Origin of the sequence: Oribacterium sp. KHPX15 (genome assembly GCF_900107835.1) — a bacterium.
Lineage (GTDB): Bacteria > Bacillota > Clostridia > Lachnospirales > Lachnospiraceae > Oribacterium.
This window is the reverse complement of sequence record NZ_FNRG01000004.1, coordinates 160,175-183,518: the sequence shown is the minus strand read 5'-3', so window position 1 is coordinate 183,518 and position 23,344 is coordinate 160,175. Positions and strand designations below refer to the sequence as shown.

Below are 23,344 nucleotides of genomic sequence, written 5' to 3'. Positions count from 1 at the left end.
AATTCACATTTTAATAGTTATAATTTATATGGTTTTTTATGTCATCGGTTATTCTGTGATAAACTACTGTATCCTGATGTTCATCCGTTACATATAACGTGTCATAGCCGTCAAATATCAGTGTGCGAGTATCTGCATGGCCCTTGTAGTAATCAGTAATATAAAACGGGGTATTTGCGTAAATAGAATCTACATTTCCAAAAGGAGCGCCTTTATAGCTGTCCACTACCGAGACATCATAGGTTCCATAATAATTTTCAGATATTTCAACATAACCGACCAATGGTCCGTCTTCGTCATATATCATCATAACACCGTCATCTCCAACATATATTCCGACAGGATCATTCATTTCGGAAGCATTTAAGTCATTTGTGCTTGATGAATCTTCGTTGTAAGTCTCTTGAGCCAATAATTCATAATACGTTGATACGATCATTTCCTGAGTGGATTCATCAATCTCTTTGCCTAAAACGTCATTTGAATAGGATTCAAAGGGATTATACATCAGTTGCACAATTATTGATGAATCACAGTTTACTTCTTTGTCATTCTGAGCAAGGGAGCAATATGAAAAACTGAACGTGTCATCATCAAATAATTCAAATTGGATGTATACTTCGGCGGGTTCATCATTATAAGCACAGTCACCACTAAACTCAACTATACTTTTACCTTCGGTTGAATCAAATGCTCTCCATCTGGGATTAGAATAGAAATGCCCGTAAGCTTCGTCATATGTAATATCTCTAAGCCATATCGGGGAACCATTACGAACTAAATCTATACGATCATCAAATGATGAAAGCCAATCGGATTTTAAGTTATCCGGAGACTCATCAGTTGAAGATATGCTTTCGGTTGATGTTGGTTGAGCGACGGAAGTTTCATTTTTCGATTTAGTAGTTGTATTAGATTTTTGATAATAACCAAAAACATTTGGATCATTTCTAAAAAAATTACAAATGCATATTATCAGAAACAATAATACGAACGAGTAGGAAGTATTAGTTATTGAAGTGCCATAGTTTTTTGTATCTCCCAAGGAAAGTACCTTTATGCAATGTTGATAATATTTTTTATTAAAAACGATACCAAACCAAATTGAAGCAATGGCCCACCAAAGTAATCCTAGCAAAAATAATATAACGCCTATTATAGAAAAGTATTCTAACTCATAGAATGGACCTAGAATTATCAAAATACAGCCACAAATAAACGGCATCAGTGACAATACAGAAAATACAAATAGTTTGTAGCATTTTCGATAAGGAAATAAAAAAATACTATACTGAAAAGCTGAAAAATTAAATCCGGCTTTTCCGCTTTTTTGTATCCTATCAAATTGTTCTATATAATAATCAATATTTTTCCCTATTACTGGTTTTAATTCATCAAGAGAAACTTCATTATCAGTAATTCCTGAACCACTGGTCTGAGTGATATTTGACTGATCCGAAATTTCTTTTTTTATATTGTCTAAGTTGATAATTTTGAATCCACAATGGGGACAAAATTGTGCACTATCAGGGATCTCTGCGCCACATTTTGTACAGAACATGGTAAGCCTCCTTTTGATCTTTACATATGAAATCTGAAAAAACGAAGATGGTGATAAGGTGTTTTTTATATGCTTAAGAGAAGAACTATAAGAGAATCTTACAAGAATTTCAGATTAGGCAGTCACCAGTAGAAATGAACTGACATCCATGTCTTGCATATATTTCAATACGAGTGTAAGTAAGCTTCTTGCACCATCATCCGGATTCCATGCTACGTTTTAAACTCGTAAGACGATTCTGCATCAGTGTTGTATTCCAGAGATATCTGCGTATTTCATTGCGAATAATGGATGTTCCGGCTCTGGCGTAAAACCAATAAATTCTCCGTATAATGTAATATAATCACCTTCAAGGATTCTTGTTGTATCGGTATTTCGATAGTCTATGACATAGAAATACCCAAAATAGTCATCTTCAAGGCAATAATATATATCAAAGGAATTATTTTTCCCTTTTCTATTGACTGACGATACCACACAATTTATACGATAACGTTTATCTTTGCGTTCTTCAGTATATCGCAAGAAATTATTATAATTATCAAGATAGTTACAAGATTTTTTGTATGTATCCTCAGATTCATTTGAATATGCAGGAACAACATAATATGTGCCCCCGAAATATACTTCCATGCCCTCGCTTTCTTTTGTTTTAGCCTCAATATCTTCTGTTTGCTCCTCTGCAACAACCTCGTTCTGAATACCCTTTTTTATTGCCTTCGGATCAAAATCAAAGTTATCATCGTAAATAGCTTGAATGAGTGTCGAGAACTTGGAATTTTCAGTAAGTGACGAAAATTTATAACCGTCACATGTGAGCTCACTCATTTTCAAATAGTCACTATCATCTTTAATCTTAAAAGTAATTTTCCATTTTCTCCTTTTGGGATCAGTACCGGTAAAGTAAACAAAGGTTACTTTTTTATCTTGATCATGACGGTAATCCCACTTAGTTTCAAACATAGTTGAATCTAAGACAGAACCTATAGATTTAGTTTCATCATAATAATCGAACACACTATTTTTAATAGATTGAATCGCTGCATTTTTGTTTTCAAATGTTCTAAATACATATAAGATAATAACAATAAGAAAAATATTAATAATTAATGAACATACTTTTAAACATACAGTTAAACACCCATTACTATTCTTTTCTTTGAAAGTTGTATTTTCCATAGCTCCTCTAATGCTCTATTTTGGCTCCTACAAAACCTTCAGAAATATCACTAAACATATAATGTTGTTTAGTGTAAACACGATTAGAGCTCCTTTATAATATCCACGGCAACAAACATAATATATGTTACTAATATAACATCGACAATAACATATTAAATATAAGTTATATGAGCATATCAACACATTGCCTTTTAAGTTTAAAATTCCTGTTAAAAGGAGTTAATGTCATGGCAGGAATATCAATCACAAATAATAAACTTATTATAAAATCCAAAGCAAAAGCTAAAGGTGACGATGGTTACAAGGTGTTTTCTATACGCTTGAGGGAAGAACTCTATGAGAACCTTACAAGAATTTCAGATCAGGCAGGCTATAGCAGAAATGAACTGATATCCATGTTCCTGGAGTATGCCTGTGCAAATTGCGAAATAGAAGAAAACTGAAAAACAAAAAAGAACCCGGCTTTTTAAAGCCGAGTTCTTTTTTCATCTCATCATTTTCATTTTTGTGGGTTTTTCAATGAAAGCATTATTATTAAGTGATATATATATAGGACGCAGACCGCCAGGTCAGCGCCCCTTGTGTTGAGTGAAAAATGGATTTATATAATGTTTATCCCGCAAACACAATTCCTGAGAAAGCTTCCTCAATTTCGATGCCGTCTACCTTACGGGGCCAGTCGGAAGTATCAACATAGATTCTTGCAATCTTTCCGTCCGGTGTACGGGCATCAACCCAGTCAAGTTCATTGGTGCGTATCAGTATGAGTTTTGTTTTTTCAGGAAGCTCTGTTTCGGTACCATTATCGCTGCAGTCCTCTGTGAGTTCATCCATCACGCTGAGCTTAAGAGGCTGGTTGAGGGTGAGGTCGAAATCACGACCGATCCACCAGGCATTTGTAAGAGGAACAGGCTTTCCGTCAGCGTCCATTTCGTAATGGCGGAATATACCGTAGGTGCTTAAGAGACCGCCTCTGGAGGACATAATGAAATCAGAAGGATCTATAGGTTTTACATCGTAGAAAGCTTCTTCTGTGAAATCACCAACCTTTTTGATCTCGGATCCGTTAATGTCATAAATCTGTGTGATATGCCAGTCATTGTCAGAGCTCATATCGAGATAGATGTAAGCATTATCGTCTTTTACAAGGATATAAGCACGCATACCGTAAATGCTTTCCAGTTTCTCTGTATACTCCTTGCCATCAAGGCTCATGCGAAGTGTGTACTCTGAAGCATACTCATCATCTCCTATGGGCTCCAGGTAATTAACTGTGATGGATTTCTTTGTACCATCTCCTGTTTCAAATGAGAAAGGAGCATCCAAACCAATCTCGGCAGCATAATCTTTGGTGGTCTTCAGATACTTCTCATTAAGGAAGTCAGCCGAGTCAGTATAATACAGTGAAACGAACTCGGGTCCGTAGGCATAGGCTGTGATGTCATAAGCTGAAAATACTGTAACCAGTGCATCGTGTGTCATGTAGAACTGAAGATTCATATCATCTTTTCCGTCATACAAATCGCTGATGGCGGTCTTGAGATCTTCTACAACGAGGCCTTCTTCGATGTCAGGGTACTCTTCGTGGAGCTGCTTATCAACAGCGTCAATGAAAGCGTCTTTATCGGTAACAACGTCTGAAATCTTGAGCACCTCGCCGGTTTTGGGATCTACATTAAATCCGGTGATGACGGTGTTGCCGTGAGCACCTCCCAAAAAAGAATAGTTTGATGCGGACACACTGAAAATGTTTGAGTCCGAGCGTTCGATAGAAGCATCCATGTCTACAGAATATGAGTAGCCTTCGTTGTCCTCTTCTTTAAAACGGGGATCCTCATCTGCGAGTTCTTTTGCAGAATCCATATCAGACTTGAAGCTTTCGGCCGTATTCTTATTATAGGTGTCTATAGCTTTTACAAGCTCAGGGTGGTTTTCGTTACCTTCAACATACTCTCCGTTCACATAGGATCCAAGAGTTATTTCCGGATAGTAGCCTCCGCCTAAATATTTTCTGTCAGTATCCGAGTAAATACTTTCATAGTTTGTTTCTATTCCGGCATTTATGAGCTGCACCTCACCGCTTTCTTCAGCGGCTTCTGCATTAGTTTCCTTGGCAGCTTCAGTTGTGGCCAATGTTTCCGCCTCTTTTGTTTCAGCTGAAGCGGTAGTCTCCGCAGCAGTTGCTGCCGGTGCTTCGGTAGAACTGTTAGTAGTTGTCGTTCCGCCGCATCCGGACATCAAAAGTGCTGCCGAAATGACAAGAGCTGACATTTTCCTGATATTTCTTTTCATAATTACCTCCGTTCTGTTTCTTTCTTTTCCTTTCGATGAACATTAGTCACCGTATCTACTATATCATTCAGAAAGGATAAGGAAAACAAAAATAACAAAAGCTTTTTTCGCTTGCTTTTTTCTCTTGTTCTGAGTATATGTATACCTGGAGTTGGGTGATGTGTACTAAGGAAAAGGTAAAAACCAAAGTGAACAAACTCCGTGTATGGACTGTGGAGAGTTTATGATAGTAAAATGATTTATATCTTTTCAGTGAAGGGAGAACCTTGTGAAAATCCTTATTGCATCAGATTTATTTAATCCCGAAGTTAACGGAATTGTAACATCCATTAATATCTTATATGAAGGCTTGAAAAAGCATGGACACGATGTCAGGATCGTAACCCTCTCCCAAACACATTCCGAAAGAAAAGACGGAGATTTTTATTATGTCCCATCTATCAACGCAGACATAGTTTATCCTCATGCCAGGCTCGTTCTTCCCGGGAAATACAAAATAATTAAAGAATTAATTGAATGGAATCCTGATGTGATACACACCCATTGTGAACTGTCAACATTTTGCTGCGCATGTTATATAGCGAGAAAGACCAACACGCCCATTGTGCATCATTATCATACGGTTTATAAATACTATGTCCGCTATCTTCCCTTAGGCAATTTATGGGTAAGACCTATTGTTCCAAACATTATACGACAGATATCAGGGAAGACAAAAGCATTCATAACACCGACTGATAAAATGCGGCAAATACTTGAAGGATATCATATAAAGTCCGATATATTTGTTGTTCCAAGCGCCATCAGAGAGTGTTTTTTTGATTCTGAGTACTTCAAATACAGGAATTCCATTCGTGAAAAATATGGAATCAAAGAAAATGAATGCCTCCTGCTCTATCTTGGCAGAGTTGCCAAAGAAAAAAACATAGAGGAGCTTATTGATTTCATCGGAGATGAAGAACTGTCCGGTTACCGTATCATGATAGTTGGAGACGGACCCCACAGAAAGAAGATAGAAAAATATATTCAGAAGCAAAAGGTATCGGACAGAGTGATATTTGTCGGGATGATTGATCCTAACGAGGTTCCCCGATATTATGTTTCCGGTGATATATTTGTTAATGCGTCCCGTAGTGAATCCCAGGGATTAACTTATATGGAAGCCATGGCATGCAAAATCCCGGTTCTTTGCCGCTATGACAGCTGTCTGGATGGGGTTATTACGAATTCTGTAAACGGATTTATGTATAATAGTCGGGATGAATTCAAACAATATCTCAGACTGTTGGCAAATGATGAACATTTACGAACAACAGTCGCAGAGAATGCAAAAACAATGGTGTTTGAAAAATATAATCAGGAAAAATTTGTAAAAGAATGTGAAAAAATATATGAACTGAAGAAAATATGAAAAATACCAAAAGCCCGCCTGGCAGGCGGGCTTACAAGATGCGGGAGGTTATAAGATCATTATTGATCAGAGTCAATATCCTCCTGCCCTTTTTGTTTTAACAATTCAATCTGTTTTTTTGCTTCTTCCAATCCGCCTTTGATTGTGTCTTCCCTGCTTTGGTTTTTATCCTTCCTTAGCCCTTTCAATTCTTCTCTTACGTTGTCTTCCCTTTTGATCTCGCTTGAAGCCTCTTCGGCTGTGATCAAATCTGAATCTTTCCATAAATGGTGATAGAAATTATTTTCTATTATCTTTATGCTTGCGGAGTATTCCGATTCTATCAAATCGCTCATTGAGTCCAGATATAACTCAAGGTCTTTTTTATTATATTGTCCGGTGTCGATTTTCCATTCTGTTGTTCTGGTTTTTGAATTGTAAATGACCTTGTCGGTAATAAAACTTTTGTTATAAAGAACAGCTTTGTGGATACCTTGAGAAAAAACATCTGTGCCCATAAACAGTCTTGAGTCATAATCGATTCCCAAAAGATTCAAAACAGTCGGAACGATATCTATATTACAGCAATACGTTTCGCATGTTACTTTTTCCGGCAATCCCGTTGTATATAATATACATGTTGAATGATACAGATCCATATCGGAAATAGCCCTTCCCGCAAGCTGGTTTCTTCCTTCCTCTCCGAGATAATATGGATAATGGTCACCGGTTATCATTATTAAGGTGTTATCCAGGATCCCTTTTTCTTCAAGCCTGGTTACCAGATATTCAATTCCTTTTTCCAGTTCAAGATTGCCTGCAAGATATCCTAATGCTTCATCACAGTAATTGCCTGCTTCGTCACCGAGCCGGGATTTTACTTCTTCTATATTTTTATTGTAAATGCAATTGCTTGAATTGTACGGACCATGACCGCTGAAGGTCATATAATATGTGAAAAAACGATCTTCCGAAATGTACTTATCAACTGATTGCTCCATCAGTTCATAATCGGAAGCGGGCCACCTGGAGGAAAAAGTCATTCCGTCATCCATAAAAAACAGATTCTCATAACCAAGGTTGGTCCAGGACTGTTTTCTGCGGTAATAATTTCCGTAATAGTTATGGAAAGCATAGGAAGGCGCACCTTCGTTTTTAAAGATATTTCCAAGGCCCATGGGCATATAGCACATGGATGATTGAGGCATACTTCCGACATCGACGCCCTTTAAGGCCTTACGTGATACATCGGGCCATAAAGATGTTGAAAGAGCGAACTCTCCATTCACGGTTGTATTGCGAAAACTATTGTAATAATTTGTCAGTATTATTCCGCTGTTTGCCATCTCATAAATAGTTGGAGTTACTTTTTCATTGATTCCGTATGTCCAGAGACCTTCAGCGCAGATAAAAATAACATTATAACCTTTCATTATGCCGGTATATTCATTGGTATAAGAAGGCATTCTGTTTCCCACATAATCATACAGTTCATGAATAGAATCGTCGCCGCTGTTTTTTGCCAGTTCATCAAAATCAAAACTCTTATTGATTTTAGCTGCGGCATTGTTGTCGAATAATATTTCATCATTGAGCATCAGACCCTCATAGAGAGAATTATCGGTTTTAAATGAGTCACTTCTTCCGAAGCCGCAAAAATAAGAGCCCAATTCAACGGTAAAGGTTGTTATGCTTCCTACTTTGGAGGAAGTAGTGTCTGTGTCGCTTGTATTGGAAACGAATATATTATATGCACTTTGTTTTGCTGTACCGTCTATTCTGAGGCACTGAGCTCCCAGGATCCATAATATGATTACCGGGGGAATCATGATCAGATGAAGAACCGGAGGGTATGGATTGCCTTTTATTCGTTTAGTCAGACACAGTGCGGTTACAACTACTACAGGAAAAAGTAAAAGTGCCATGTATCCAAGGGATTTCTGCAGAACTTCTCCAATTGCCCAACCGAAATTGACTACGGATTCCTCTCCCATTTCCATCATGGATACAGAAAAAAATGAACCAAAGATTCGAAAATACACCAGTTGAATATCGTAATAAAAGGATATGATTAAAAGACTTAACGGAAAAAGAATCCGATTGATTTTTTGAGGAAACAGTCCGTTGATAACAGTCAGAGCAAGAGCTTCGGCAGGAACAAAAAAAAGAAAGAAAAGGTTTTCTTTTGAGAATCCCTGCCCCATTTGAAAACGAAGAATCAGTTCCCAAACAATAATAGATATGGAAAAAACACAAAAATAAGGCAGGAGATCGCAGATTCCCTGCTTTATTTTCCGTGAAAAATCCTTCGATTTTTTATATGATTTATCATTGTCAGTTTTTTTACTGTCGACCATAATCAGTAATCCTTTTGGTGGTGAAGTAATATTATCATTAAGAATTATTATTCTCAATCCTTTTTGGATTTTGTAACAGTTCACCCGGTGGACCAGGGGGATCTGTTACCGGAATTTGCAGATGGGGGTGTTTGATAGAGGAAAAGAATAGTATTATATTTACTATGATGCATGATAACAATATGAAAACTTTTGTATATATGGGTGGGATTAATCTCACAAAAAAGAGCGGCGTGGGGAAAGCGGTATATCACCAGATCTCCATGCTGGAAAAACAAGGTATATCTGTAAACAAATCCGGCTTAAAACAATCCGATATTGTTCATATCAATACGGTTTTTCCCGATAGTGTTTTCATGGCTGTAAGGGCTAAAGCATTGGGCAAAAAAGTATTATATTACGGTCATTCAACAATGGAGGATTTTAAAAACTCTTTTGTAGGTTCCAATTTTTTGGCACCGGTTTTTAAGCAATGGATAGTTTTTTGCTATGGACTCGGTGATGCTGTTATCACCCCTACTGAATATTCGAAGTCACTGTTGGAAGGATACAATATCAAAAAGCCTGTTTATGCTTTGTCAAACGGTATAGATACATATTACTGGAGGAAAGAGAAGGAACTTAATCTGATTCAGAAAAAGGAGTTTCTGAAAAAGTATAATCTGCCGGATGATAAAAAAGTGATAATGAGTGTAGGACATTATATGGAGAGAAAGGGTATTACGGAATTCATTGAACTTGCCAGGAATAACCCTGACTATTCTTTTATCTGGTTTGGTTATACACCTTCCGTTCTTGTTCCTGCTCGGGTTAGAAAAGAAATCCGACAGTCTCCAGAAAACCTTATCTTCGCAGGTTTCGTTGACAGCGCAGAATTGAAAAAAGCATATAATTTCTGTGATTTATTTCTTTTTATGAGTCATGAGGAGACAGAAGGAATAGTTGTTTTAGAGGCTATGGCATGTGAAATACCGGTTATCGTCCGTGACATCCCCGTATATAACGGATGGCTTGTTAACGGAAAAAATGTATTTAAATTCAAGCAGAATGACGAGCTGCCGGGGATACTTAAACAGGTCCTGAACAGTACTGATAAATCCATTGTAAAGGAAGCCGGAAAAACAGCTCTGGAAAGAGATTTCTCCAGGACAGGACAAAGACTTTCGGCAATTTATGATATAATAAAAGCCATATGAAAGAGAATAAAAATGGCGGCATTACCGTCAAGATAATCATCTTTATTATTTTACTGGCAGCACTTCTTACCGGCGGTGTTGTATTTATCATTAACAGCGGTATTTTCAAAAATCCCAGGAAGGCTTTTGCTGAAAATGTTGTTGGAGTTTCCAAAAATATAAATAAAGAAATTTCAAATATCGGTTCAATCCCTATGGATGCTTTGGTCCATTTTGGAATCGATGATACCGACAAATCTCATACCTGCACAAGGACTACGCGTTTTTCGTCCGATACCATGCCTGCATATGACCTGGTGTTGGAACAGACATACAGTTATAATGCAGATAATGGTGATGCTGCATATGATATTACAGCCTCTGTCAGTGGAAACCCGCTTGGTACGGGAAGTATGTATTTTTCCGGAGATCAGTTTATCTTTGTCCCTATGGATCCCGGTTCCCCGATGATAAGATATCAAATGGATTCATCAGCTCAGGAAAGTCTTAAAAACGTTGGAGCAATAGAACGTTATGCCAAGATGATAATGGAATCAGATAAACGTGAAGAAACTGACTGGGATCAGGAATTGAATAACTTTATTGAAACCGCTCTCTCAGGTTTAACGGAAAAAGACTTTATAAAATCAAAAGCAGGCTACATTATTTTAGGTGAAGAAAAGGAATGCAATACTGTTTCAGTAACCGTATCCGATGATAACGCTGTTAACCTGATTAGTGGTCTCAGCGATCTCATATACAAAGAAATAATTGACCTCGATGAAAATGATACTAGCAAATTTAACAGGCTTATCGATTCATACACCCAGAATGACGGTGACATGGAAATCACTATGACAACATACAGTTATAAAGGAACGCCTGTTGCCATTATTGCAGATGTTACTCTTGATCAGGAAACCTGTAAGTATGAAATCAACTATTATAAAAAGGGATCCGAAAAACAAATGATAATTGACTGTGATTCAACCGGTGATGATTCCTACTATGAAGAAAGCGTCATCTGCACAGGCAGCGGAGAATACAGCATGACCAACAAGTGTGATTTCGATGGCTTCTTCGTTACAATTCTTCAGGAAGTAAATCAGTCAGGTTCTTCCAAAGAAATAAACGGAACTTTTGAGATATCATCAAATAAACCTTCGTCTGATGATATTACTTCTATTACCGGAAACTTTATGACAGGTACGATTAAAGAAACTTCCGTACTTGGTAACGGAACGAAAACAACAACATTAAAAAGTGATAAGGTATCGGTCGACATTACTTCTTCCATGACCAGGGGACCTCTTGAGACAAACAAGATTACTCCCCCCGTTTTCCTGCCTGAGTCAGGTATTGATTGCGGAACAAACCTTGAGGATTTAAAAGCAGCACTGGATACGGGTGATACTTTAAAAGTGAATATGGACAATTCAGTATACAGTCTGGCGCAGGTATTCATCCTTATGATTAAAAAAGCAGGGATTTTAGATTTGTTGTAGGTTGCTGTTTCTTATGGACAGAATGATTAAACTTGACAGGGGGGCATGTTATCGAATGAAGCCTTTTATGCTCATCTTATATGATATAAAAAGACTATTTGGTCATGGGAAAACGGTGATACTCGCAATGTTATCGCCGGTCCCTGTTTTATTGCTGTTTGCAACCTTTCTTATACCGGTTATAAGTGCAGATAACGGCAATAAAATTGCATGTGCAATCTATAATGAAGATTCTGCAGAGAAAACAAGTGAATTATTAAATCTGATCATTGCTCCCGAAGTAAGTGACGGCAGGGCTGTGGTTTACCCTGTCAAAGACATGGAAACAGGAATGAATCTTGTTAAAGAAGGGAAAGTTGCCGTTTTCCTTCATATTCCGGAAAATACTTATTATACTTCCATGTCGGGAGAAAAGGCAGAATTGGAATATTATTATTCAAAAGAGCATTCCTTTGATGCTTTAATATTTTATTCATCCTTTAAAAGTACAATGTCTGTGTTCGGGCAGGGAATACGAATAGTATATATTGCTGCCGATATCGGAAGAAACAAAGGAATAACCGATGACGAGATATTAACCTTGTGGGAAGAAGGAAGCTATGATCTCCTGAATGTCCACCTTAATCGTGGCCGTATCATAGGAAAGAAGGGAGTCTTTTCTCCCGGAAATGATTATTATTTAAGATTCATTGTTGGTTCCCTGTTTGCTGTCTGTGCTTATTTTGCATCTTTTCCCATAATATACTTAACCGGTATCGATGTATCCGGAACATTTAAAAAGAGAAAAATATCTGCAGGCAGTCTTGCCGGATTTTATTTTGCACGTTTGATTTCAGGCACTATCCTTATCATGGGTACTTTCCTTATAATGTACCCGGTAGCACGAATTATACGTAATGTACCGATTCAGCTTGCATTAACTGTTTTTCCTGCTATGCTCTTAACCGCATTAACCTTCAGTGCCCTGGCAATCTTTTTCGGATCTGTTTTCAAAAACGGACATTCTGCTCTTTGGGCAGGGCTTTATTTTGGTTTTGTTTCCATGGCGGGTGTTTTCTTTATGTCCCGCAGTACCGATTATCCCAAAACGATTGCTTTTCTTATGGAAATATCTCCTCTTCGAAGCAGCATAAGCATTTTTTCCAATGCCCTTTATAAAATGGTTGAAGAAAGGTTCACGATGGATATCATGATGCTGGTATTCATGTGTATCGTTTTTGTGATTTCAGGGTTTACCGTTTATATGATAAGGGGGTGCAAAGAATGAATTACGCATCTCTGTTTAAAGGCCGTACAAGAGCACTTATTACAGACTATACATCTCTTTCTGTTTTGATCATTATCGCGATTGTTTCATTTTATATCTCCACGCTAAATACAGGCGAAAACAATACTTCTGTTCCGATTGCCATTGTAAACAATGATGAAGGCGTTTGGGGTGAAGAATTTATCAATGTATTGTTAAGTGAAGAATCGTATGATTTTTATCTTTCAACATTGGATGACGCAAATGATGCCATAGCCAAAAACAGAGCTCATGGAATAGTTGTAATAAAGGAGGATTTTTCGGATAAAATCCGGAAAGGTGACTATAATTCTCTGATTTCCGTTACTGTCATGTCTGACAGTATGGAACTGGAATCCTTTACCGAAACAGTTATTAATGATGCCATAAAAATATGGATTGAAGCCCTTATTGAATCACGTCTGGTTGAAATTGCCAAGGCTGATGAAGAGGAGCTTGCCCGGTTTCGCCAAAATACTTCCGAAATATGGGATAAAGGATCTCTTCTGGATGTAGAAGCATATCTGGTAGACACTGCTGAGGAAACTGATGAAGAAGACAATATGTGCACAGGTATCCGATGGTACGCAGCATTATCCCTGTTTTATATAATTATCAGCGGAACGTGGATGTGTAATTACGGAAGCGGACAGTTGATTCGAAGAGCCGTCGGGCGGGGCGCCAATATAGCCCTGATGTTCATTGCTCAGGCATTACCCGGCATGATGCTTGCTTCGATCGGATTAATTCCTGTTTTATACAAAGAGACAAGCGATGTTCGTTCTTTTCTTTTGATTTTACTTGCTTATATTGTTTACTCAATCGGAGCAAGCGGAATCGCTTTGGTTGTATGCTCTCTTTCCGGTAATTTCTCAGTTCTGGTTCTGTCAGCTCCGGTTATCACATTAACCGCATCTCTTATGTCCGGACTGCTCTTCAGACTTCCGGATTGGGCAGGTTTCTGGGAAAATCTTTCGATTATATTCCCGGGACGCTGGTTTTATATGGCATCTCATGGTAAATCATTTTTACCCGGAGCGGTTATTACAAGCGTAGTCTGGCTGCTGACAGGAATACTTATTTCCGGATTGATCAGCAAACTTAAAAAAACATCGTAATAATCGAGTAGATGGAATACACCCTGCTCGATTCTGAGTTAGCCGTCACATGTCCTGTGGCGGCTTTATTGCGAAAAAAAGAAGCCCGCCTTGGGGAGACGGGCTTACAAAAGAAGGGGTATAAAGGAAAGGACATTAGGGAATGTCCGCTTTATCAGCGTCTGATCTTTCGGATCATCGGATCGATCTGCTCGAGAGCATTATTCAGATCCTCAAATACAAAACCTTTCTTTGTGATGTTGGTCATCATATGCTGGATATCGCTTTCAACTTTGTCATAGTAAACTGCGGAATCTGCGACAGTTGAGGAAACCATATTCATGTTATTGTTGCAGTCATCAAATACCTGGAGCATTTCCTTGTTGCCGTTTGCGATATCCTCGGAAACTGCGTTAATGCTTTCAACAACGGCATCAGTTTCATTAACCTGATTCTGTGAATCCGTAATTGCGGTTCTTGTATTTATGATTGCATCCTTAAGCTTCAGGTTGTTTGAGTTAAGATTCTGCATGCTGTTGTCGATGGAGCCTACTATCTCCTGGATGTTCTTTGACAGCTTATTAACCTCTGTAGCAACAACCGCAAAGCCTTTTCCTGCCTGACCTGCACGGGCTGCCTCGATGGAAGCATTGATGGCAAGAAGGTTTGTCTGGCTGGCTATCCTGTTGATGGCACTTACATTCTTGGAAATGTCAGCAAAGCTCTTCTGAAACTCCTCAAAAACCTGTTCAACAGCGGAAATGGTTTCGTAAACATCATTGGACTTCTCTCTGACCATATCCATACTGTTGTGAGATTCCTCAACAGTAGATTCCATTTTCGATATGATGGATTCAAAACGGTCAACTATTTCCTGTACTCTTGAGAACTGAGCCTGGAAATCTGTTACAGAATTTGTGATGTCATCAGACTTCTGACGAACTGCATCAAAGGAGTACTGGATGCCCTTAAGCTCGTCTGAGGTCCTGATCTCTTCGTGCTGCAAAAGGTTCTTTTGCTTTAAAGCATACTCACCTATGGCTCTTAAGCCTTCAAGCTCATGCTTCAGAGAATTGTCAGAAGCATTTGCGGGTGTGTTCATATTATAATCCTGGTTTTTTCCAAATGAAAACATCGTACACCCTCCTTATCATTCAAATACAGCAACAACCATGGTCTGGTTAACATGCTGATTGTCGAACTGCTCGCCGCCGCCAATGTTTCCGACGGATGGTCCCAGTGTTGCCATATTCGAAAGCAGTGTGTTGTAATATCCGTTTCCGGTAAACAGCAGATATCTGTAAATACAGTTAACAGATATCAACAGTTTAGGATTAGGAATATCACCAAGGATCTTTTCGCGGGTTGCCTTATTGATGGCGTCAAAATCGTTGAGCTTCAGGATGCTGACGGAGTCATTGATATTAAGTCTCTTATAAAAGGTGAGTCCGCCCTTTGGAAGAGGATCCTTCTGGGAAGCTATAAATACCTTATCTTCTACTAATCGGCCAAAAGGATGCTCAAGAGTGTTGGCGATAACCTTATCAACGGGAACACCCATTTCCTGACTGTAAACCTCTGCTATAGGTTTGTGGTCGATCTCATAAACAGCCTTCTTTGCAAGATCTACTTTTGTAACTATATGAGTCGGATGTCCCTCCATAGGACCATAGATATTCTCGGAATAAACCTTTACCCTGCCGTTAGTGTTCTTTATCAGCATATATGCGCAGGCATCGGGATAAAGCTGTCCGTTCACAGTAACGGCAGCAGTTGCGGTTGCAGCATAGCCAAGCTCTGTTCCGCCAACTACATGAATACCGCTGTCTCCAAGGGCCATATTGATGGTGGTGGTGAGACGCTCCTCGTCATTGGTGCAATACTCGATGAGAATAGTATTGTCCCGGTTACCGTTGACGATGCTCATGCTCTCCTTAATGTTTACTACATCCACTGCAGGACAGGTAGAGAGATTTCTCACAACTCCGGCATGGACAACAGCTTCGCCGGTAAATGCGGTCACAATGAGGTTATGATCTGAGGACTGGGCATTGTAATAGTTGGTGCCGCTAACTCCGATGGACTGAGCATTGGGGTATTTCTTCTTTAGCAATGCTGAAATATCCTGAAGTCTGTCGTGATCTGTCATGATGATGAGACCGATAGGATCTGTTATCCCTCCGGTAGCTTCTTCTACAGCTGCTCTGACATCGCGATTCATACTGTAGCCTACTTTACTTTGCATAAGTACCTCCTGTTTATTAGGTAATGTCTATATATTTCAATGAAAAATATTGAATTCAAACTGCTGTCCATACTTTTATCGACACTTTCTTGAAAAATAATACCTTTTTAAGAAAAAAGAATTGAAAAAAGCGGATTTTTTCGAAATATTTATAGAAATAATGAAGGACAGGCTGTCACATCAATGTGAAAACCTGTCCTATATTTAAGAAACATCAAAACCTGTATCTCAAGCTACTGTATTAACATGTGCTCCCAGCTCAGGGTTAGCCGCCTGCTCAAGAAGCTTCATCATATTGTTGCTTGTTTCTTCTTCATTATCCAAAGCCTTTTTTAAAAGAGCAGTTCCGATATCGGAACCTACATTCCTCGTTAAGAGGCTCATAGAAGCACTTGAGATTCCTGAAATATCCACGGGAACCACCTCCTTTTCGTACACTTTGATTAATTATAACATTAAATGGATTAAAGAGGCTTGATATAATGCAAAAATTTATAATAATTTCACAGTTCCCGAGGAATAGTTCTCCCTGGTCCACAGGCTAAACGGTTACCTTAATGATATTGTCTCGTTCACTGCTGTCGAACAGCTTTTAATAGAGACAATGCAAAACAGATATTACTTAGCCTTGCACTCTTCTGTTATGCCGGCCTGGGAAACGATCAGGTATTTTTGCTCGCCGGAAACTGTCATAAGGGCACATATTTCAGGATCACTGTCCAATTCAGCGAGATAAACTCCATGACCAAGAGGAGTTAAAGTATAGACGTCTTTAACGCTGGATCCATTATAGCTGTAAGTTGCCGTTCCGTAGGTTCCATTTTTAAGGAGCTTTATTTTCCAGTTTGAAGCTACACCCGAATATGTTGTGTTCAAAGGTTCGGGATCATCGGTTCTCTGAGGTACATCCTCACACCATTTTCCGTTTGCATCAGTCCAGTAACCATCGGACGAGTAGTTGTTGCTTATACGCGTACCGTCAGGACCTATAAAATAGTATTTGCCCTTTGATTCTACCCAGGTATTACTTACATATTTTCCTTTGGAATCCTCATACAGTACAGCGCCATCCTCAAGGGTTTCAAATTTTCCGCCGGTCACTGCATAGGTTGTAGGATCATAGCCTGTATCGTCAGAAACAGATCCTGAGCTTCCGGACTTTCTTTGGGCAATGGAGGAATCCCAGCTTCCGTCTTTCTTTACATAGTAACCATCCGGAGTATAACCGTCGGTCATCATGTAACCATCCTTATCTATGTAATAATACTTACCTTTGCTTTCTACCCAGCAGTTTTTGACAAGGCGGCCATCCTTTTCATAGATCCATGCGCCGCTCTTCATCTTTGTCCACTGACCGCCGCTGATTGTAGGGATTGTTTCTTCCTCTTCTTCCTGCTCTTCAGATTCAGTAGTCTCCTCTTCTTCAACATCCTCTGTCAGCTTCTTTACATTGAAGTCACCACAGACGGTGATTTCGGCACCGTTCGTAGTGGCATGCATATAGTAGTATCCTGCAATAAGACTGTCGTCATCTTTTGTGCAGTAAGCACCAACGTGATCAATCTCGACTTTTGCATCCTCATCGCCTTCAAAGGCTCCTTCTGCGTCTATGCCTGCATGATAGTAGCCGTCATTGATCTCATCTACAAGGATACCGGATCTCTGCTGCTTAGTGAATTCGTCAGGGTCGTTGAAATCGGTACTATCCATTCCCATGCCGCCCATGAAATCATACTCAAGCCCCCAATCACCATCTTCATTTATGATAAGGGTGCATGGCAGAGGATTACTGAGGGCTTCTTTCCGGTTCTCCTCAAAATCTTCAGGAATGCCTTCGACATCCTCAAATCCATCCAGGGCTGTGAGCTGGATCTCACCTTCATACTCGCCTATAAGCTCGGAGAATTCAGCATCGGTTTTTACTTTGGCTCCCGATGGTATTATTACAATGTCTTTATCGTCTCCTGAGCGTTTCACAGACGATTCGGATGTAGCTTCCGTTGTTTCTTCCTTAGCAGCAGTTGTGGATTCAACGTCTGACTCAGCCACAGTCGTTGACTGGACACTGTCGGTACTTTCATTAACAACATCTTTGGGCTTGTTTTTCAGTAACAGAGCTGCCACAACTCCTATGACAACAAGACCCAGGACACCCGCACCGATAAAGGCGGCTTTTGGGATACCTCCCGGATTCTTTCCGCCGCCGGGGGCTCCGAAATTATTGGGAATATTATTGTTTCCATTAAAATTCCCATTGAATTTCCCGTTGAAGTTCCCGTTGAAGTTCCCATTGGGAACGCCATTACCGGAACTATACGGGGCTCCGGGGCCGGGACCGTTGAAACTGCCTTGTCGGGAACCTCCATAGGTTCCCTGATTTGGATTGTTATTTATATTCTGTTGAGGAGTGCTGTTTCCAAAGGTGTTTCCGGATTGTGGAGATCCGTTAGCGGAAGAATTGTAATTTCCTGTTTTTCCGTATGTAGGGAAAGATCCCTGAGTTCCTCTGGGCTGTTCTGAAGAACCGGCAGCGTCTGTGTCTTGTGGTGATGATTCGTTGGACGCGGGAGGATTTGCGTCAGGGGAACCGTCTGTGGCTTGATTTAATGTTGCCCCGCAGGTATCACAAAATACGGAATCATCAGGAAGCTCTGCACCGCATTTAGGACAAATTATACTCATATATTACTCCTTTCGTTTAGTTATATTCTGTGAAAATGCATTCTGGTCAGTCCTATGATGATTCGGGACTATACAGATAAGTGCCCTTTTTCAATTCTCAGGGAACGGTCCGTAAGAGGTAAAAGGATTGTGGGATTATGCTCTGTCAGGATCATGGCGCATCCTTTTTCTTTTTCTTTTCTCAGAAGATGTTCTATGCATTCTCCTCCGTGGGCATCTATTCCGGCCAGAGGTTCATCCAGTAACAGATAATCATATTTTCCCATTAAAGAAACAGCCAGATTGACTCTCCTTCGCTGTCCTCCGGAGAGTCTGTCTACACGTTTTTTTTTGAAATCTGTCATTCCAAGTTCATTAATGAGATAACCGGCACGTTCTTCATTTTCCTTTCCTTTAAGGGATGACCATGCATATAGATTTTCAACAACAGTCAGTTCTTCAAAAAGAACGATTTCCTGAGGAACATAGGCCACTTTTTCTTTAGCCTGTTTACCTTTGAGCCCATCAACAGTCACTTCACCGGAATCCGGTTTCAGAACCATGGCAAGCATGCCGAGAAGAGTGCTCTTGCCGCTTCCGTTGGAACCGAGCAGTGCTATCACCTCTCCTTTTTCGAGCAGCAGGGAAGCATTATCCACTGCTGTGAAATTACCATATTTTTTAACCAGACCGTTTGCTTCAATCATATATGATACCTGTTATGTGTTTTAATGTAATGGCACATGCACATATCAATGTGCGTTTGAGCTGATTACCGGGTGATGAAATCTGTTGATCCCCTTTTTAGAAGATATTAACCATCGGTGAAAGAATATATCCCAGACGCACAAGGGCATTTCTGTTTCCCATATTTGTGAGTTCCGGATTATCTTTATCTTCCAGCATTGAGACATGAAGGGTTTCTTTCAGCATATCGAGATCATCTTCGCAATCAATACCTGATTCAGCAAGAAACATTGGTGCAGTGATCTTATCCTCCTGAAGATTTCCCCTGTCAATGCTTGTGACTATTTTTACATTTCCTTCTTCTGTTTTAAGTTCAGTTATATATTGACCTTTTCCGTCTTTTATTTTCTGACTGATGGCACCTTTGAAAGTGTCTTCTTCAAGAGGGAGCATTCCGGTATTTCCACCTGTCTCAATTGTAAAGCTTCCGCTGAGATCCCTGTCCGATCCGTTTATTTTTCCGGTTTCGTCCACAACAAATGATACATCGCCGAAAGTTATTATATTTTTAACTTTATATCCCGAATCAATGGAATATACTCCATCTTCGTAATAAAAGGCTGTTCCATCTTCGGATGGAACATCGAGAATAACCTGTTTTTCAGTACCGGTACTATAACCGCTTATATTAATACTATGTGTTTCGGAGTCTTTGGAGACACTTATAACAACTCCAACAGGATTGTTTTTGTATGAATATGTTGTTACTTTGAGGCTGGTGCTGTCATCGATTTCACTGTCTTTGAATAATTCATTTATATCGATATCATCCCCCATTGAAATACCGGCAGTAAAAAGCTTTGTCATTCCCGCCATAAGGTCTTTGGCTTCCTGACCGGACACAGCAACGCTTAATGTATCACATTGCTGAGTCTTTCCGAAAATTGTATAGTCTTCCTTGGATTTTTCGAATGCTTTTTTATCCAGTTCTTTAAGTGAAATCTCAAGGAAATCTTTTGACTCTTTATCCCAGTCGACTGTCTTTTCCGAAGACATCCCGCATAACATCAGTGTAAATCTGTCAATGGTCTGATAAGGAGCAAGTGACTTTGCACTGCTGTCATCCAACTCGTACCTTACCATAGGAGAATTTGTCTGTGCAGGAGAATAAATAAATTCATTTCCGTTATAGTACATTCCTGAGGTTCCAAGAGATGTATCTCCCATGCTTACCGATAAAGTATATGCGGTATCTCCGCTTTTGGAATCATAGCTGTATGATTGAATGAGATCAACACTTCCGTCATCGCCTGCCGCATCCGATTCTATGGTGGTTACCTTGGTCGTAGTATGTGAATTCTCTGCATCATCCATTCCGAAATGCAGCATCGCTTCAACAGGCTTGGCTCCGAAACCGGTGAACTCATCACTGAAATATCTGGTGACCATAACCACATTTTCCGAAAACTGTGTCTTTGGATCTTTAAATAATCCGGGCAGGATTTTCAGAGCAAAAAATGCTGCACCGAGTATCACAACCAGGGCAGCAACACCGGCTGCAATCATTGTTACCGGTGATTTACCCTTTCTTTCCGGATTAACCGTATCGTACGGCATCTGCTGGCCGTACATATTGGACTGCCACTGTGCATTCTGTTGGCCATACATATCAGGCTGACCTTGCATGTTCTGCTGGCCATACATGTTCTGTTGGCCATACATGTTCTGCTGGCCATACATATTCTGTTGGCCATACATGTTCTGCTGATCATACATATTGGGCTGACCCTGCATGTTTTGCTGGCCGTACATATTGGACTGACCCTGCATGTTCTGCTGGCCGTACATATTGGACTGACCCTGCATGTTCTGCTGACCGTACATATTGGACTGACCCTGCATGTTCTGCTGGCCGTACATATTGGACTGCCACTGTGTATTCTGTTGGCCATAAATATCAGGCTGACCCTGCATGTTCTGTTGACCATACATATTGGACTGACCCTGCATGTTTTGCTGGCCGTACATATTTGGGTCGTCCTGTGCATTCTGCTGACCATACATATTCGGCTGGCTCTGCATATTGGACTGCCACTGCGCATTCGGCTGATCCGTTGTCTGCTGCATATTATTTGTATTTTGCTCCTGTGTCATGTTTTGAATTGGAGCTCCGCATTTGCGGCAGAATTTCTTGGTTCCGTCAACAACAGCTCCGCATTTTGGACAAGTAATTTGCATAATATCCTCCTCTATAAACGTTGTTTTCTTTTTTGTTCTCACTGATGCTCACATAAATGACTACACCCCGGGTTATCTCACCGTTCAGAAATCCGTATCTGTTTGTCACGCTGTCAGTACGTATATACCTATAAGCTCGATAAGAGGCGGCTGATATGCTTTTCCCATGAAAGCGTAGGAATTCTTTCCGTCAGTGTAAGTGGCAATGGTGATGTGTCCGTTACTTCCTTTTGTATGTACAATGACTTTCCCCATTTTGTAATCATTTTCTTCGTCGTAATTTTTGTCATCTTCGCTGATATCGTCTGTGCCGTGGCCCTGGCGGAATCTGTAGCCTTCATTTCCGTTTTTATCGGTATAAACCAGTTCAATCATGGTATCTTCAAGAGCTCTGTACTCTATATGATTGAATTGCTTTAAGCCCCTTTTTAACTTATCCGAAACTACAAGTCCCGATGCTTTTTCAGCATCCGCCAGACTGTCATAGGTTTTCCAGGTTTTTTCCTTCTCTTTTTGCGTGTCTAAAAAGGAAAAAAGTCCATCATCATCTTTTGATTCAGTATTGGCCGGGTCACTGTTTTCGTTGTAATCTTCAACAGAATCTCCTGTTATTGCTGATGTTTCCTCAGTTTCCCATGCTTCAGTGGCTGCTTCCGGAACTCCCGTATCGCAAGCGTTCAAAAACAAAAGTGATATGATAAGTATCGAAAAAACAGAAATCCTGTGCTTATTGCGTCTTACATTTGAGGGTTTTATGGACTTATCATTTTTATGATCAATTAATTTCATACAATTCTCCCTTTATGCTTACACAATATTTTATCGACACAATTACCCTTATGATAATTATTATATCAAAAGGTTAAGATTTTCGAAATTTGTTTTCATAAAGAAATTATTTTAGTATAATCTTCCTAACTGGATGATTTGTACCGAAAGGAGAATGATTATGCGATATTCTATCGAAGGCGAGCCGATGCCGGTTGTTATCTGTGAACTTGAACCCGGAGAAGAAATGATAACCGAATCCGGTGGAATGGCCTGGATGTCACCAAATATGCAGATGTCCCAAGAGGGCGGTGGTCTCGGAAAGATGTTCGGACGCATGGTTACCGGTGAGTCCATGTTCCTTACCCACTACAGATGTGAAGGTGGTCCCGGACTCATTGCTTTTGCTTCAAGCTTTACCGGAGGCATCAGACCGGTTGAGATCGGTCCCGGCAGGGAACTTATAGCTCAAAAGAATGCATTCCTTGCTTCGACCATAGGCGTTGAACTTTCAGTATCGTTCCAGAAGAGGCTGGGAGCAGGCTTCTTTGGAGGTGAGGGTTTCATCATGCAGAGACTGTCCGGAAACGGCATTGCTTTCCTCGAACTGGACGGACATGTTAAGGAATATAACCTTGGACCGGGCCAGCAGATGGTCATCGACACAGGTTATCTTGCAGCCATGGAAGGAACCTGTACCATGGACATACAGCAGATAAAGGGAGTAAAGAACGTACTTTTCGGCGGAGAAGGTTTGTTTAATACCATAGTTACAGGGCCCGGAAAGATATGGCTCCAGACCATGCCTATACCGCAGGTTGCTTCACAGATTATTCCATACCTGCCCACCAACAGAAAGTGATTCCGGAAAACATAATTAAAGCCCGCCTTTTCGGCGGGT

General features: G+C 40.0%; 18 protein-coding genes. 7 read left to right on the top strand and 11 right to left on the bottom strand.

The genetic code is table 11. The annotated features are described in order from the left end of the window. Positions 1 to 10 precede the first annotated feature (10 nt). Together BLV86_RS04555 and BLV86_RS04550 are read right to left on the bottom strand one after the other, a co-directional pair. The gene (locus BLV86_RS04555; protein ID WP_090815285.1) at positions 11 to 1,561 is read right to left on the bottom strand and encodes a zinc ribbon domain-containing protein; all 1,551 of its coding nucleotides are present in this window, start codon (positions 1,559 to 1,561) and stop codon (positions 11 to 13) included. A gap of 243 nt (positions 1,562 to 1,804) precedes the next feature. Beyond that, positions 1,805 to 2,740, bottom strand: a complete 936-nt coding sequence (locus BLV86_RS04550; RefSeq protein WP_090815284.1) for a hypothetical protein — start codon at positions 2,738 to 2,740, stop codon at positions 1,805 to 1,807. A 230-nt stretch (positions 2,741 to 2,970) separates the two neighbouring features. Between BLV86_RS04550 and BLV86_RS04545 the strand changes: the two genes are divergently transcribed. Continuing rightward, entirely contained in the window at positions 2,971 to 3,186 is a 216-nt protein-coding gene (locus BLV86_RS04545; protein WP_242873235.1) for a CopG family transcriptional regulator, read from the top strand. Between the two features lie 169 nt (positions 3,187 to 3,355). Here BLV86_RS04545 and BLV86_RS04540 read toward each other — a convergent pair whose 3' ends face one another. After that, positions 3,356 to 5,035, bottom strand: coding sequence for a DUF3298 and DUF4163 domain-containing protein (locus BLV86_RS04540; protein WP_090815283.1), 1,680 nt, complete (start codon positions 5,033 to 5,035; stop codon positions 3,356 to 3,358). A 268-nt stretch (positions 5,036 to 5,303) separates the two neighbouring features. Here BLV86_RS04540 and BLV86_RS04535 point away from each other — a divergent pair, with 268 nt between their 5' ends. Continuing rightward, positions 5,304 to 6,446 carry a glycosyltransferase gene (locus tag BLV86_RS04535; RefSeq protein ID WP_090815282.1) on the top strand — a complete coding sequence of 381 codons (1,143 nt, stop codon included), beginning with the start codon at positions 5,304 to 5,306 and terminating at the stop codon, positions 6,444 to 6,446. A 59-nt stretch (positions 6,447 to 6,505) separates the two neighbouring features. Here the strand turns inward: BLV86_RS04535 and BLV86_RS04530 are convergent, their stop codons facing one another. After that, the gene (locus tag BLV86_RS04530; RefSeq protein WP_090815281.1) at positions 6,506 to 8,782 is read right to left on the bottom strand and encodes an LTA synthase family protein; all 2,277 of its coding nucleotides are present in this window, start codon (positions 8,780 to 8,782) and stop codon (positions 6,506 to 6,508) included. A gap of 182 nt (positions 8,783 to 8,964) precedes the next feature. Here BLV86_RS04530 and BLV86_RS04525 point away from each other — a divergent pair, with 182 nt between their 5' ends. From BLV86_RS04525 to BLV86_RS04510, 4 genes are all read left to right on the top strand, one after another. Further along, a complete protein-coding gene (locus tag BLV86_RS04525; RefSeq protein ID WP_090815304.1) occupies positions 8,965 to 9,978 on the top strand; it encodes a glycosyltransferase in 1,014 nt (337 codons plus the stop codon). Then, positions 9,975 to 11,462 carry a hypothetical protein gene (locus BLV86_RS04520; protein WP_090815280.1) on the top strand — a complete coding sequence of 496 codons (1,488 nt, stop codon included), beginning with the start codon at positions 9,975 to 9,977 and terminating at the stop codon, positions 11,460 to 11,462. Before BLV86_RS04525 ends, BLV86_RS04520 begins: the two co-directional genes overlap by 4 nt. Positions 11,463 to 11,589: 127 nt before the next feature. After that, entirely contained in the window at positions 11,590 to 12,729 is a 1,140-nt protein-coding gene (locus BLV86_RS04515) for an ABC transporter permease (protein ID WP_175456441.1), read from the top strand. Continuing rightward, positions 12,726 to 13,865, top strand: a complete 1,140-nt coding sequence (locus BLV86_RS04510) for an ABC transporter permease (RefSeq protein ID WP_090815278.1) — start codon at positions 12,726 to 12,728, stop codon at positions 13,863 to 13,865. Before BLV86_RS04515 ends, BLV86_RS04510 begins: the two co-directional genes overlap by 4 nt. 154 nt (positions 13,866 to 14,019) lie before the next feature. Here BLV86_RS04510 and BLV86_RS04505 read toward each other — a convergent pair whose 3' ends face one another. From BLV86_RS04505 to BLV86_RS04475, 7 genes are all read right to left on the bottom strand, one after another. After that, on the bottom strand, positions 14,020 to 14,979 hold the full coding sequence (locus BLV86_RS04505) for a methyl-accepting chemotaxis protein (RefSeq protein WP_090815277.1): 960 nt from the start codon (positions 14,977 to 14,979) through the stop codon (positions 14,020 to 14,022). A gap of 15 nt (positions 14,980 to 14,994) precedes the next feature. Continuing rightward, positions 14,995 to 16,089, bottom strand: coding sequence for an FIST N-terminal domain-containing protein (locus BLV86_RS04500; protein WP_090815276.1), 1,095 nt, complete (start codon positions 16,087 to 16,089; stop codon positions 14,995 to 14,997). Between the two features lie 228 nt (positions 16,090 to 16,317). Then, a complete protein-coding gene (locus tag BLV86_RS04495; protein WP_031550649.1) occupies positions 16,318 to 16,503 on the bottom strand; it encodes a YjfB family protein in 186 nt (61 codons plus the stop codon). 204 nt (positions 16,504 to 16,707) lie between these two features. Further along, positions 16,708 to 18,771: a zinc ribbon domain-containing protein gene (locus BLV86_RS04490; protein ID WP_090815275.1), complete on the bottom strand. Its 2,064-nt coding sequence runs from the start codon at positions 18,769 to 18,771 to the stop codon at positions 16,708 to 16,710. A gap of 68 nt (positions 18,772 to 18,839) precedes the next feature. Beyond that, positions 18,840 to 19,457 (bottom strand): ABC transporter ATP-binding protein, encoded by a 618-nt coding sequence (locus BLV86_RS04485; RefSeq protein WP_044916471.1) that lies wholly within the window; start codon positions 19,455 to 19,457, stop codon positions 18,840 to 18,842. Between the two features lie 97 nt (positions 19,458 to 19,554). Further along, entirely contained in the window at positions 19,555 to 21,675 is a 2,121-nt protein-coding gene (locus BLV86_RS04480) for a zinc ribbon domain-containing protein (protein WP_090815274.1), read from the bottom strand. Positions 21,676 to 21,780: 105 nt separating this feature from the next. Beyond that, positions 21,781 to 22,464 carry a hypothetical protein gene (locus tag BLV86_RS04475; RefSeq protein ID WP_090815273.1) on the bottom strand — a complete coding sequence of 228 codons (684 nt, stop codon included), beginning with the start codon at positions 22,462 to 22,464 and terminating at the stop codon, positions 21,781 to 21,783. Between the two features lie 160 nt (positions 22,465 to 22,624). Between BLV86_RS04475 and BLV86_RS04470 the strand changes: the two genes are divergently transcribed. Further along, on the top strand, positions 22,625 to 23,305 hold the full coding sequence (locus BLV86_RS04470) for a TIGR00266 family protein (protein ID WP_031550663.1): 681 nt from the start codon (positions 22,625 to 22,627) through the stop codon (positions 23,303 to 23,305). The last annotated feature ends 39 nt before the right edge of the window (positions 23,306 to 23,344 follow it).

Bases quoted from the DNA above. Each gene is read 5' to 3' on its own strand.
- BLV86_RS04555 (WP_090815285.1), bottom strand. From the start codon at position 1,561: ATGTTCTGTACAAAATGTGGCGCAGAGATCCCTGATAGTGCACAATTT.
- BLV86_RS04550 (WP_090815284.1), bottom strand. From the start codon at position 2,740: ATGGAAAATACAACTTTCAAAGAAAAGAATAGTAATGGGTGTTTAACT.
- BLV86_RS04545 (WP_242873235.1), top strand. From the start codon at position 2,971: ATGGCAGGAATATCAATCACAAATAATAAACTTATTATAAAATCCAAA.
- BLV86_RS04540 (WP_090815283.1), bottom strand. From the start codon at position 5,035: ATGAAAAGAAATATCAGGAAAATGTCAGCTCTTGTCATTTCGGCAGCA.
- BLV86_RS04530 (WP_090815281.1), bottom strand. From the start codon at position 8,782: ATGGTCGACAGTAAAAAAACTGACAATGATAAATCATATAAAAAATCG.
- BLV86_RS04525 (WP_090815304.1), top strand. From the start codon at position 8,965: ATGAAAACTTTTGTATATATGGGTGGGATTAATCTCACAAAAAAGAGC.
- BLV86_RS04520 (WP_090815280.1), top strand. From the start codon at position 9,975: ATGAAAGAGAATAAAAATGGCGGCATTACCGTCAAGATAATCATCTTT.
- BLV86_RS04515 (WP_175456441.1), top strand. From the start codon at position 11,590: ATGTTATCGCCGGTCCCTGTTTTATTGCTGTTTGCAACCTTTCTTATA.
- BLV86_RS04510 (WP_090815278.1), top strand. From the start codon at position 12,726: ATGAATTACGCATCTCTGTTTAAAGGCCGTACAAGAGCACTTATTACA.
- BLV86_RS04505 (WP_090815277.1), bottom strand. From the start codon at position 14,979: ATGTTTTCATTTGGAAAAAACCAGGATTATAATATGAACACACCCGCA.
- BLV86_RS04500 (WP_090815276.1), bottom strand. From the start codon at position 16,089: ATGCAAAGTAAAGTAGGCTACAGTATGAATCGCGATGTCAGAGCAGCT.
- BLV86_RS04490 (WP_090815275.1), bottom strand. From the start codon at position 18,771: ATGAGTATAATTTGTCCTAAATGCGGTGCAGAGCTTCCTGATGATTCC.
- BLV86_RS04485 (WP_044916471.1), bottom strand. From the start codon at position 19,457: ATGATTGAAGCAAACGGTCTGGTTAAAAAATATGGTAATTTCACAGCA.
- BLV86_RS04480 (WP_090815274.1), bottom strand. From the start codon at position 21,675: ATGCAAATTACTTGTCCAAAATGCGGAGCTGTTGTTGACGGAACCAAG.
- BLV86_RS04475 (WP_090815273.1), bottom strand. From the start codon at position 22,464: ATGAAATTAATTGATCATAAAAATGATAAGTCCATAAAACCCTCAAAT.
- BLV86_RS04470 (WP_031550663.1), top strand. From the start codon at position 22,625: ATGCGATATTCTATCGAAGGCGAGCCGATGCCGGTTGTTATCTGTGAA.